Origin of the sequence: Amycolatopsis albidoflavus, from assembly GCF_039525725.1 — a bacterium.
GTDB classification, from domain to species: Bacteria; Actinomycetota; Actinomycetes; order Mycobacteriales; family Pseudonocardiaceae; genus Amycolatopsis; species Amycolatopsis albidoflava.
The window spans coordinates 439,960-453,831 of sequence record NZ_BAAAHV010000015.1; the positions used below are offsets into that span (position 1 = coordinate 439,960).

General features: G+C 71.4%; 1 protein-coding gene (only partly in view). It reads right to left on the reverse strand.

Every position in this 13,872-nt window falls within one protein-coding gene, locus ABD156_RS26120, for a WXG100-like domain-containing protein, read on the reverse strand. The gene is 90,228 nt long; 59,581 of those nucleotides lie to the left of the window and 16,775 to its right, leaving coding positions 16,776–30,647 in view — codons 5,592 (partial) to 10,216 (partial); the first complete codon in reading order (the gene reads right to left) occupies positions 13,869 to 13,871. Both the start codon and the stop codon lie outside the window.

The following is a 13,872-nucleotide window of genomic DNA, read 5'->3' on the forward strand; positions in this document are numbered from 1 at the left end:
CCCGCCGCGCCGATCTCGGTCAACGCCCTGGGCAAGCCCTCCGCGACCTGGTCGTAGAAACTGCCGTCCGGAGTGCGGGAGTACACCGCTTCCGGCGGCGCGTCCTTCGGCAACGGCCGCATGACCGGAACCGGCGGATCGGCCTCGTCGTCGGGCTCGCGGAACTCGGTCGGCACCTTGACCGGCACCTGTCCGGTCACCGACATCTCTTCCCCGGACCGGCCGGCCGGTCCGATCGTCCGGCCTCTGGAGTCGGTCAACGCATAGGTGATCTTGACCGGCACCTCCACCTTGCGCAGCGACTTGGTCTCGACGGTGTTCTCGACCTCCACGTCGCGCTCCGTACCTCCCTCGGCGGCGCTGTTCGGCCCGATCGGCAGCTGTGCCGTAACGAACACCGACACCGGCGGCGCAACCGGAATGCTCCCGATGGCGGCCGAGAGGTCGAGATGCTGTTCACGCGAACTGCTCTGCTCGTCCGTCACCGAGCTCTTCGTCTTGCCCTTCGCCTTCGCGGCGGTCGGATCGGCTTCGGCGTCCGGCATCGTCGCGTCGTCCCACTGGAACTCCGCTTTGATTGTCAGCTCGTAGTTCTCGTTGCCAGCCCTGATCCGGTACGGAGCCGCGGCGTTCTTGCCGATGAGCTCCGTGACATTGTTGATGATGTCCTCCTGCGCGCCCAGCACGACCTCGTTGCCGCGCAATTCGGGCACCAGCGAGTACAGGCCGGCCGGGCCGCCCAACAGGTCGGCTCCGACCACCGGTCCGTCCTGTTTGGACGGACCGGCAGTCAGGTTGTCGCGCAGGTAGGACGGGAGCTGCGAGACCCATTCGGGCGGCTCGGCGGTCCCTTCCGAACCGGGTGCCGCGAGGGGGTCCGGCGAAACGGTGTTGTCCGGTCGCTGCGGGAAGTGCGTCAGTTCGATCGCCTCCGGCACCGGGCCCAGGGGCGGAATCTGCTCGCTGGGCCGACGGCGCGGAACCGTTGGCAGTCTCGAACCGTCGGCTGGCGAGCTCTCCCGCCGGGCCTCGGGCCGCTTCCCGGCGCCCGACCGCGACGAACCGACACCGGCGGCGGGCCTGGCCGGCGAGTCGGCGCCGGTTGCTGTCCAGTGCGGCCCGGTCCGCAGGGAGTCGCCGCCGAGCGCGAGATTGCCCGGGGCGGGCTGCGCGCCCGGGGCCAGCCCGGTGAATACACCGGCCCGCGAGACCTGCGTGCCAGGCGTCGACGGGACGTTCACCGTGACGCCGTCGGCGGCGAACAGCTTGACCAGCGCCTGAACCCGCGCTTCGCCACTCGACGGACGGCACATAAGCCAGCACACCGGCCACCGCTTCGCCAGCACCCCGGCCGGCACGGCCGACAATGCCAAATGCTTCGCCGCCGCCGGCGTCAGCAGGAACTCCCGGCTCCCGTCCTTCGACCACGCACGCAACCCGCCATCGTCATGATGCTGCACCACCCACAACCCCGATACCTGCCCCGTCGCCGCCCGCCGCTCCAGCGCCTCCTCCAGCACCGACCGCTCGTCCAGCGGGCCCGGCGCCGGGAACCCCACCGCGTACTGCCCCTCCCCGCTGTGCAACGCCACCACGCTGATGTCTGCCGGATTTACCAGGCCCCCCAGCAGATCCTCCAACCTCACCGGCACCGGGGCTCCGACCGGACGCGTCAGCACCGGTGGCTCCGCCCCGCCCGCCCACGCCACGAACGTCCCCGCCCGCGCATCCCCCGCTCGCACTGCGACCGGCTCCATGTCCAACCGCGCCATCACATCCGCGAGCACCCCCGACACCACGTCCTCCCCCATCCCCGCCAACCGCTCCCGCACCCCCCGCATCAGCGCCGCCGTCACCGACGCCTCATATGCGCGACCGTCACTGCTCTTCATCTCCGGACCGAAATACCCCCGCACCTGCAGCCCAGCCGCCGTTCCCCCGCTCGCCACCGCAACCGCGAAATCCCCCGCCAGCTCCGCCAGCACCCGCGCCCGGCCCTCCGATACCGCCGCCGCCGGATCCATCAACCCCGACACCACCCGCCCCACACCGGCCACACCGCCCCGCGCCCGCTTCGCGCCGCCCTCTACGCCCTCCAACCGGCGCTTGCCGCCCGCGCCCGGCTTCAGCCGCGCATGCCCCGCCGTCTTGATCCCGAACGTTTTCGCCTTCTGGCCGGAGGCGATCGTCTTCGGTTCCCCCTCCTCCACCTCAGAGACACGCTGCGTCACCGAGCGCACCGACGTTTCATCGAATTCGGTATGCCTGCCGATCTCCGCGATAGTGAAAAACTTCCCCAGGTTTTCCTCAGCCTCGAGAAACTCCACTACCTCCCTGCGGACATCTCCCTTCTTGGCCTTCTTGGCCTTCTCGGCCTCCGGCCTCAGCTCCTCCGGGACAAGCCAGTACTGGACTGTCCCGTCCTCGACCCGCCTGGACGCGACGCCCGTCTCGACAAGTTTCTCCAGCGCCTTGCGAACCGAGTCCCGGCGATAAACTTTGAACGCGTCCGCCATCTCGGTGAGGGTGTGCCCACGGCCGGGGTGGGCCTCAAGGTGCGCACGCACCTTCGGCAAAACGCCGGCCGGAGACACGTCGCGCCAGACGACACCGCCCGGCGGCGGCACGCGGGCTGTGTAGATCACAGGTTTCTTGCCGTCTTGTGTCTTCTCGACCAGGTGGTAGTCGTTGTCCAGCCGATTGTCCAGCACAGACCTGGTCTTGTTGATGGCAGCCGTGTCCGTCTCTCCCAGTACGGCTGACGCGATGTCACGCCGGGTGGCTGTCCCGTGGTCCAGCACGTGATCCAGCATCTGCTGGTCCTTGTCCTCCAGCTGCGTTTCCGTCTGGTTGCCGTCGGCGTCGACGTTCATGATCGTCACGACTGCCCGTTCGCGCTCCTCCGGCGTCAGCGGGCGATGGCCCAGCAACGCGAGCGCCTGCACCACTCGCTCGTCCGCACCGCCGGCCGGCAGCCGGCCCTGTACCCACCGCCGGAACAACAGCTCGCCGCCCAGATCCACGTCCGGGCCCGTGGCACCGACGGCCACGTAGCGCTCAGCCGCACTCTTCAGCACCGCCGCCTGCCCCGGATCCCCTTCAACAGCCGCCAGAGCCGCCACCCGCTGCGCGAACTTCGCCACCGCCTCCCGCACTGACCACTCGTTCACCCCCGCGCCCAAACCCGCGTGCAGCCCCGCCACCGACCCCGCCCCCGAAACCAGCAACGCCCACGCCAACTGCTGAACCGGCCCGAACCCGTCCGGCGGCACCTCCAGCGCCGGGATCTCCTCGGCCGTGCCCGATCCCGCCCGGCCCTCGCCCGGATCCGCAGCCTGGCCAGTTCCAGACGCCGAGCCGGACGCAGCGGGTTCGCTCGTCCTGGCAGGCATCAGATTCCTCGGCCGCTGCCCGGATTGCGCGTCGTCGCCGAGCGCGAACGTGCCCGGGGCGGGCTCCGCGCCCGGGGCCAGCCCGGTGAACACGCCGGTCCGCGAAACTTGCACACCGCGCGAAGAAGGAACATTCAGCTCGAAACCCTCGGCAGCGAACAGGTTGTGCAGCGCCTGTACCCGCGCATCGCCGCCCTCCGGACGGCACATCAGCCAGCACACCGGCCACCCCTGCGCCAGCACCCCCGCCGGCACGGCCGACAACGCCAAATGCTTCGCCGCCGCCGGCGTCAGCCGGAACTCCCGGCTCCCGTCCTTCGACCACCCACGCAACCCATCCGCCCCGTGATGCTGCACCACCCACAGCCCGGCCGCCTGGCCCCGCTCCGCCCGCCGCTCGAACGCCTCCTCCAGCACCGACCGCTCGTCCACCGGACCCGGCGCCGGGAACCCCACCGCGTACTGTCCCTCCCCGCTGTGCAACGCCACCACATTGATTTCCGCCGGATTCACCCGCTCCCGCACCAGATCGTCCAAGCTCACCACGACCGGGGCCCCGTCCGGAGGCATCGTCACCGGCGGCTCCTCCCCACCGGCCCACGCCACAAACGTCCCAGCCCGCGCGTCCCCCGCACTCACCGCGACCGGCTCCATGTCCAACCCCGCCAACACATCCGCCACCGCCGCCGACAGCGCATCCGTGTCCATCCCCGCAGCCGCCAGCCGGTCCTTCACCCCCCGCGTCAACGCCGCAACCACCGACGCCTCATACGCACCGGCACCGCTGTTCATTTCCCGCGGACCGAAATACCCCCGCACCCGCAACGTCGGCAACGCCCCAGCCGCCGAGCCCCTCGCCGCGACGAATTCCCCCGCCAGCTCCGCCAGCGCCCGCGCCCGGCCCTCCGACACCGCGGCCGCCGGATCCATCAACCCCGACACCACCCGCCCCACACCGGTCACACCACCCCGCATCCGCTTCGCACCGCCCGCATCCTCCGAGTCCTCCGCCCGGCGCTTGTCGCCCACGCCCGGCCGCACCTGCACCTGCCCCACCGCACTCGACCGGAACGTCTTTGTGGGGCGCCCGACCGTGCGCTCCCCGACCTCCACATTGACAAGCTGTGACATGGCCTCGCGTACCGGCGTAAGCGATTTGCCGGTGCCCTTGCTGATCTCCGATACGGTGAACCACTTCCCCAGGTTCTCCCCGGCCTCGAGAAACGCCACGATCGCCCGAAGGACATCGCCCTTCCCTGCCCTCTTCGCCTCCGGCCTGGACTCCTTCGGGACAAGCTGATACCGGACACGCCCGTCCTCGCCGACTTGCCTGGATGCCCACCCCTTCCGGGCCAGCGCCTCCAACGCGTTACGAACCCGATCCGTCGCGTTCCCCGTACCCGCGACCTCGGCGACGGTGTGCCACTGGCCGGGTTCGGCCTCAAGGTGCTCGAGCACCGTCGACGCAACGGAATTCCAAGACTTCCCGCCCGAGACCACACCGCCCAGCGGCGGCACGAGGGCTGTGTAGAGGACAGGTTTCTTGCCAGGCGGGGAAGACCTCACGACCAGGTCGTAGCCGGCCAGCCGAGAGCCCAGCGCAAACCTGGCTTTGTCCATCGCCGAGGAGTCCGTGGATCCCAGCACGGCTGCGCTGATGTCGCGCATGGCGGCCGTCCCGTGTTCCAGCAGATAATCCAGCATCTGCTGCTGTGTCTCCGGCAGCGGCGTTTCCGTCAGATTGCCCTCGCCGTCGGCGGTGGCGATCTTCACCGCCGCCTGTTCGCGCTCGCCCTGGGTGAGCGGCCGATGCCCGAGCAATGCCAGCGCCTGCCCCACCCGCTCCTCCGCGCCATCAGCCGGCAACTGGCCCTGGATCCACCTCCGGATCACCAATTCGCCGCCGAGATCGGCGGCCGGATCGGTGGCCCCGGCTTCCGAATAACGCTCCACCGCGTTCTCCAGCACCGCCCGGTGCCCCACATCCCCCGCCAGCCCCGCCACTCGCTGCGCGAACTCCGCCACCACCGTCCGCGCCTGCCGCTCGTCCAGCCCCGAACCCCCCGCCCCCAGACGCTCGCGCAACTCCGCCACCGACCGCACTCCTGCTTGCACCAGTTCGGCCCACGCCGACTGCTGCACCGGCCCGAATCCGTCCGGCGGCACCTGCAGCGCCGGAATCCCCTCGGCCCGGCCCGGCACCGCCGCACCCTCGCCCGGATCCGCCGGACCGATCCTGGGCGCTGAGACGAAAGCACGGGGCTCGCGTCTCTCGGAACGCGGCTCCGTCGGGTTCCCGGCCGGTTCCCGGCGCGCCTCGCCGTGGCCCGCCGCTGGTGCTTGCGGTTCGCGCGCTCCCGGCCGCAGCGGCTTCGTGACCGGCTGCCTCCGCAACGCCGCGTCCTGCGCGGCGAACGGGTCCGTGACCTGCTGGTACCCGTACCGGGCCAGTGCTTCGGCGAGGTCGGCCAGACCGGTTGGCTGCCCGACGACGCCGCCGTTCGCGTCCACGGCGCGTGGCTCGGTGACAGCCGGGTATCTCAGCCAGCCCTCCGGGTCCGGCTCGATCACCGGGGACCCGGCAGGGCCCTGGACGACCCGGCCGGCCAGCACCCGCCCGCCCGGCAGCAGGAACCACTCGCTCCGCGTCGCGAACACCGGGAACATGTTGTTCTTCAGCAGGCCGTGCAGCCACAGCGCGCCGGCACCCCGTGCGGCCAGCACCGCCGTCACCGCGCGTTCGGTTACGACGCGGTCGCGGAGCAGCTGGTAGATCTCGGCGTCTGTCAGCACTCCTCCGTCGGCCAACTCGAACCCTCCGGCTTCGCGCGACACCCGCCCGGCCACCAGGTCCACGCCGGACCCGTCCGGGTGCTGGAAGGCCGGCAGCGCACGAACCTGCGATACCGCCGCCCTGATCGACTCCCCTGGCCGCGGGAAGTACACGCCTCCGAAGGGCAGGCCGAGCGTCGTCAGCCGCCGGTCGGGGTCGTTGTCCCCGGTGTCCTCCCACGGCCTGGTCCACATGAACAGCTGCGTGATCTGCTCCTGCGCCTGCTCGCTGACCGGCAGCAACTCCAGCAGCATCAGCAGCTCCCGCAAGCCCGCGGCGCCCCGCCCGACCAGAAGCGGATCAGCCATCATCCGGTCGAGCGCCCCGTCGATCGACGAGTCTCTCGCCGCCAGTTCCAGCAGAGCGCAGCCCTCGGCATGCGCCTGCAACTCGGCGGGATAGAGGACCCCGGCCGGCGCCCGGTATTCGCGATACGAGCGCTGTTCCTGAACGTCGTCGTGGCGCGATTCCGGATTGCCGAAGTTGAGCGCGTCGTACTTGTTCCGGTTGAGCAGTCGCCAGACATCCTGGGCGGCATCCACCATCGACGGGTCCACAGGAACCGGGTTCGGCCCCACGTTGTGCATGCTGCGCTGCACCGAGCCGTCAGGATGGTTGAACAGGTGGTACAACACCGACTCGAATGCCTTGTTCAGCCGGGCCAGCCGCACTTTTTCCGCCACCGACAACGGCCGGCCCTCGTGGCTCACGTTCACATGCCCGCCACATTGGACGCTGGCCACCACTTCCCCGGCGTCGCCCGCGCTGTCTCGGAGAATCTGCAAGACCTCCTCGATCTGCCGCCAGATCCCGACGTCCCGACCCGGGCGCAGGATCGCTGAGGTCAGCTCGACGCCGTACGGGCACGAGGCCTCCCGCACCGCCACCCACTTGCCCTCGGCGTGCGCTTCGGCGATCAATGCCTCGTCGTCGTCGAAGGCGCTGCCCGGCTCGAGAAGTCCGTCCTGCCGGGCCGAGACATGCCCGGCGTCACGCAATTCGCCCAGCAGCGATTCCACCCATTCGTCGGCCTGCTCTCCGAGGCGGACCTCGACGTCGGTGCCGGACCCGTCGCTCCAGACGGACTCGTCGTCGCCGAGCATCTCCGGCGTCTCGAATTCGGCCTCGACCTCGAATCCGAACTGGACGGCCGGATCCGAACTGGCTCCGCCGACGATCCCGTCCGGGTGAAACACCACCGGGGACTCCGCGTTCAGCGCGGCCTGCCGCGCTGTCGCCGCGATGGCGGCGATCCGCGCGCGCCGGTCCGCCCGTACCGTCGTCAGCAGCGCATCGACACGGCGGTACCGCGCGTCCAGCCACCCCAGGCTCTTCCCTCGGTACCCTTCGCCTTCCCCCAACGCCGCCAGCTCCGCCGACCGCTGCGCGAACTCCGCGCGCTCCGCCGCGCCGCCGCCGTCCGGCGCCGCGGCGAGGTGCCGCCCCAACAACGCCACCGACGCCGGGTACCGGGTCGCCAGCGCCGCGTTCTCCGCCTCTCGCCCCGCGCGCTTGCTACGGGAAAACATCGGGACGTCCCCGATGTTTTGCTCCAAGAAGTCCAGATCCCGCGTGGCGACCCGCAGCCCGCTCGGCTTCACCCCGTCCGCGTCGGCCTCCACGTCCGGTCCCATCAACGTCCCCGCGACCTTGCTGTGCGGCAACCCCAGCATGTGCCCCAGCTCGTGCACCTTCACCCACCCCGCCCCCAGCGGCCACACCGTCTGCGACGCCACCTGCACGTCCCTCCACCGCACCTCGTGATGCGCACGCCGCACCACTCGGCCGCCTCTTCCGCCGCCGCCTTCCACCTCCACCGCTCCCACCACCTGGCCCGCCTCCACCAGGGACACCACCCGTACCGGCCGCACCACCAGCACATCCCCGTTGGACAGCAACAACCCCTGCCGGTTGACCAGCCAATCCACCCGCCGCACCAGATCCGCCCACTCCGCGGCCCGCTCCGCGGCCCCGTCCCCCGACACCGGCCCGATGTCCAACCGCAGCGTCACATGCGTCAACCCCATCCCCTCCGCCGCCAACACCCGCCGCACCTCGAATGCCGACCGCAGTACCGGCACATCCGGCTGCACCGACCGATCGCCGCGCCGCCCACGGGTGTTCAGCCATCCGGGGGCAGCAGCCGCGGCAGCAGCCGCGTCGGCCGGGTTGTCGTCCCGCCCCCGCTCATACCCCGGAGCCTCGTCCACCAGCCGCTGCGTCGCCGCTGACAGCCCTTCCCACGCAAAGTCCTCCGGCACCGCCACATGCCCCATCCACCCCAGCCCGCCCGGCGGAACCATGTCCTGCCCCGAGACCGACTGGGACGAAGCACCGCCCGGGCCGCCCGACTGGCCCTTGGCCTTTCCCTGCCCGGACACCGCCCTGCCGGGAGCCGGTTCCTCGCCCCCAGCCGCTGGCCGGCGCGTCCTGTCCTGCAGAGTCTGCAACCGATCGGACGCCGGCCCCCCGGCCGTCTGCCGCGGTGCCGCGTCCAACCAGTCATCTGTCCACTGATCCGTCACGAACCCCGGCTGGTGCGCCATGCCCGACCGCGCGTTCGACGAAGGCCCCTCACCGGCCCCCTCGTCGAACGCATCGCCGAACGCATCGCCGAATCTCTGCGCCGCCGCGTCGATCGCCGCCTGCGCGTCGTCGTCAGGCAGAGCCTCCCGCAGGACGCCGCCCCCCTGCCGGGCGTCGCCCCGCCGCACCGACCGCCTGCCCGGCCGCGCTTCTCCGTCCTCGCCGAGCAGGCCGGCGATCCGCGACTCTGTCCCGGCGAGGAACGCCTCCACCGCCTCCGCCGTCGCCCCCGCTCCCTCCGGTTGCGCGAACTGCACTCGCGCCGGCAACGAATCGTTGTTTTGGCTCCCCAGCCCTTTCTTGATGCGGTTGTCGACAACCGCCACCTCGGGCAGCGCTTCTTCCGGCGACGGGAGGGCCTCAGCCGGCCACCCGCGCTCCCTCGCCACCGCCAGCGCCAGCGCCGCACCCCACAGCAACTCCTCCCGCACCTGCTTCATCACGGTTGTCCTCGTCGCCTCCACGAGCGGAGTGATCCGGTCGACGGTCACCGTCACTGGACCGCGCACCGCCCCGGCCCCGCCGCCCAGCCACGATGCCGCGACCACCCCCGCCGCACCCCACCCCACCCGCCGCAGCGACGATCCGGTAAACCGCGCCTGGCTGTCCTTCATGATGGTCAGCTCCGCAGACGACGCCGCCCGCAACCGCGACAGCCGCTCCCGCGGCCGCTGGTCCACCATCAACTCCGCCCATCCGCCTGCGAGGTTCTTGTCCGCCACGCTCGCCAGTCCGACGGTCAGCCCCACCCCCGACACCCGCAACGGCGACCCTGCCGCGGCCAGCGCCGCGTCGATCTTTCGCTCGACCAGCACCCGCCAGCTGTCATGGACTTGTCCGACAGGCTTCTGGCCCGTGTGGAACACGAGGGCCACCGCTGGCAGCTCGGTCTTCAGGTCCCCGGACACGTCGTGGCGCGCCATCACGATCCCGGCTACCTCAGCCGCCCCCTTGTCCAATTCCGCCAGTGCCTCCGCCGGCGCCGGGAACACCGCCGCCACGTCATCGCTCGGCCCGGTCCCCGCAGCGGCCGGCCCGGCGGTGCTCGGCGCCGCGGGCCGCTTCCGCCGTTTCACCTGCCTCTCGGCCATCGCCTCCGCTCCGGCCTCGGTCACCGCCGCCTGCGGTTTCCGCGGTTTCGTCTCAGGCTGCGCCTGCCCCGCGGCCATCGCGTCCGCCCCGGCCTTGGTCGGCGCTGCGGCGGCCGTCCACATTGCCCGCGGCCCCCGCGCCGCCACGTACCCGCCCTTCGCCAGGTCATTCACCGTCAGCCCCGCGAACAACTCCTCCGCCCCGTTCGCCGGCCGCACCGGCACCGGCCGGGCCGCACCGGCCTCCGCCGCTGCCCGCAGCTCCTCCGCGCCAGGGTCGCCGAACACCACCGCCACCGTGTTCTTGGGTCCGTATGCCGCCTTGACAGCGATCTCGGGCAGGATCTGCTCCGCGGTCGGCAAGTCCGCGGCCGCGATCGCCGCGCCCGGCTCGCGCCTTTCCGCCCGCACCCGCGCCGCCGCCAGCGCCCGCTCCGCCCCCTCCAGCAACAACGCCCGCACCTGCCCCCGGACCGCAGCCTCCTGTGCCGGGGAAAGCGCCGTTTGCCGCCTCACGACCACCTCCACCGGCCCCGGCTTCGCCAAGCCGCGAACCAATGCGTCGGCTATGGCGCCTTCCCCCGCCCGCACCACCCGCATCGACGACGACTTCACCAGCTGATACGTCTGGGCGCGCGCCGCCAGCTCCACCGGCACCCTCCGCGCCGCACGCAATTCCGCCACCCGCGGCCGCGGACCTTCGTCGAGCTCCAACCGCAACTGAGGCAGATCGTCGTTGCCGAACGCCTTGTCGTCCCGCTCGATCTGCAGGTCCACCGCCAGCAGCAGATCGGCCGCTGCCAGCCCCGATCCCGCTTCCGCCAGTTCCTGGTCGATCCACCGCTCGAACGCCACCCCCCAGTCGTTGACGACGCCGTGGGACAAAGCCCTATTCGAGCCGCGGAACACTCCGCGCACCGGAGCCACCTCCCTCTCGGCGTCCTTCCCGGCCTCGTCTCTGGTGCGGTAGTTCTCGAGCGCCTTCTTCGCCACGTTCTTGATCACACCCGCGAAACCGTTCTTGTCCTTCCTGTCGTTCATGTAAAGAGAGAAGTCCACTGCGTTGGGCGAGGCAGTGCCCCTCCACAGCACGCCCGCTGCAGCCTTGGGCACCTCCGCCTGATGCCGACTGCCGTTGCCGGAGCGCTTCCGTTTACTGCCGGCGCCGCTCCGCGCCCCACCTTCGCCGGCCTCCTCATCCCTGCCCGGCTCTGCTTCCGCCGGCGGCGAGTCCCAAGTCTCCGCGGGCAACCGCGCCGGCAAGCCTGCCAGCGGGTCGTCCTCCGGCAGGCCCCAGTTCCCCACCTCGAACGGCGGGTCCTCCGCATCGGACCCGCTCTCCTCGCCCGGCTCCGCGACCGCCTTGCCCTTGGGCTGTGTCCGCCGGCTGCCTGCCGCTCCGCCCCCGTCCGCGTCCGCCGCGGCGCTTTCCTCCGGCGGGCCGCCCCAGACCACCCCGGCCCCCGTCCCCACCGGCCCGGAACGCGACCCCGGCCACGCCAGCCCCGACCGCACCGGCACCCCGTCCCGACCCACCTCCCGCAACGACCCCCCCTCCTCCACCAACCACTCGCCCGCCTCCGACGCCACCAGCGCATCCGGACCCGCCACCCGAATCGCCCCACCCGCCCCATCCGCCGCCTCCTGCAACTCCTCCAACACCCCGCCCGAACTCACCGAACACGTCGCCGCCACCAGCCACGACACCCCCACCGACCCCGCCTCGGCCCGCACCGCCTCCTGCAACCGCCACCACCCCTGCCCGTCCCACCGCACCTCCCGGAACCCCCCTCGCGCCGACGCGTCCAGCCGCCACGACGAGAACCGCGACACCCCGCCCTCCGTGGACTGGTGCATCCCCATCGAGAACACCCACCCCGGCAACGGACGCCCCGCCGCGAACCCCGCCACCGCCGCCCGCGCCGCCGCCGCCTCCCCCGGCCGCGGGAACAACGCACCCCGCACCGCACCCGCACCGTCCACCACGTCCACCCGCAACAACCCCGAAACGTCCAACACCCCGTCGCCCCGCACCAACCCCTCCCACGACTCCACCGCCGACCCCACCCCCGCTGCACTCGACCCCAGCCCAGCCGACCCAGCCGCACTCGACCCCGCCCCGCGCCCGGACCCGCCCACCCCGCCAGTCCGCACGGCCTCCGAACCACCACCCGGCACCGCATCCAGCCCGGACTCATTCGCCGCCTTCAACCGCTCCTTCGCAGCCGTCAACCGCCGCCCGACCCGGGCGGTACCGGTGTGGAGCTGTTCCCGTATGTGGTCCCGGCTGGGCAGTTTCCCGTGTCTCCTGTAATAGGCCCAGATCCAGTCGTCAACGTCGGGGTCGGTGTAGGTCAGGCCGCCAGTCTGCTGCCGGCGCACCTGCAGCTCCGCCGCCACCGCGTTCAACCGGCTGATGGCCCGTTCATTGCTGACATGCACCCCGCGCGTAACGGCCGCAACGGCGGGCAGCCCCCCTGACGGAGTGCGATTGTCCTTGATCCATCGGTCGATCGCCGCGTCCGGGACTTCCCGATCGGCATCCATCCGCAGCCGCCAGCCCTCCTCGGGCGTATCCAGTTCGTCCGCCAGGGCAGCCCGCAGGTCGCGGGCCTGGAGTCGGCTGGCCCCGGTCGCTTTGCTGATCGCTGACTGGCTGGGCAGCGGCTCGCCCGGCACGTGGTTGCGCCGGATCCAGTCGCGCACCGTCTCGTCCGGCGGGAGCACCCGTCGCCCCGCCGTGTCCACCGCCACCGCACCGCCCGAGTCGCTGCCCGAATCGCCCTCCGAATCACTACCGGAATCGCTGCCCGAAACACCCTCCGAATCACTACCGGAATCGCTGCCCGAAACACCCTCCGAATCACTCTCCACTTCGGATCCGGGCCCGACCCAGTCCCCAGACTCCGGACCGGCCAGCGCACCGCCAGACGCCCCCGTCTCCTCCGGCGACTCGACCGCCTTGCCCTTCCCCTTGTCCAGCCGCGGGCCCTCGTCCGCCACGATCGCACTGCCCGCCTCCGACACCGCGTCGTCACTGCCCGGCGCCGCCACTGGCAACACCTCCGGCAACGCCCCGCTCCCGCCCGAACCCGACACCGCACCCACAGCACCCGCGACACCGCCCGGCGAACCGGCCGCAACGCCCTTCTTCCTCCCCGGACGCCTGCCGCGCACCGGCAGCACCACCTTCAGCCGGACCCCTGCCTCTATCAACAGTTTCCTGATCCTGCGGGTGTCCATGTGCAGCTCGGGCTGGGCTTCGCGCTCGCTGGGGAGGCGCCCGTTGTCGCGGTAAAAGGCGTCGATCCACGCGACCGCTTCCTCGACCGGCATCGCCTTCTGCGGTGCGACTCGGGCCACCCCCAGCTCCGGCGCGAGAACATTCAAGCGCTTCCCGGCCTTTCCCACGTCCATGTGCAGCGCGTCCTGGACCTCGCGCCCCGTGGGCAGCTTCCGGTTATTCCGGTAATAGGTTCTGATCCACTCGTCCACCTCCTCAATCGCCACCGGCTCGTGCCGTCTGCGCCGGACCACCCCCAATTCCTCCGCGATAACATCCAAGCGCTCCCCCACCTTGTTCTTGTCGATGTGCAGGGTTTCCCGGACCTTGCTTATCGTGGGCAGCTTCTCGTTATTCCGGTAATAGGTTCTGATCCACTCGTCCACGTCCGCAGCCGGCACCGGCTTGTACCGTCTGCGCCGGGCCGCCCCCAACTCCTCCACGGCCTCGTTCAATCGTTCGACGGCTCTCGACCTGCGGATACCCTGCGCGGCTGCCACCGCCGCACTGGTGGGCAGCCTCCCGTCCGGGCCCCGGTGCGTCCTGATCCAGTCGTCCACGTCCGCGTCCGAGACTTTCTTCCGGCGCTTCCCGCCGCGGCCGGACGCCGGGCCGGCCTGTCCCGGCCCGGCGTCCGTGCCATTCCCGGTGTCCCGCCCGGCCGAATCACCCGCCCGCCCCGCACCG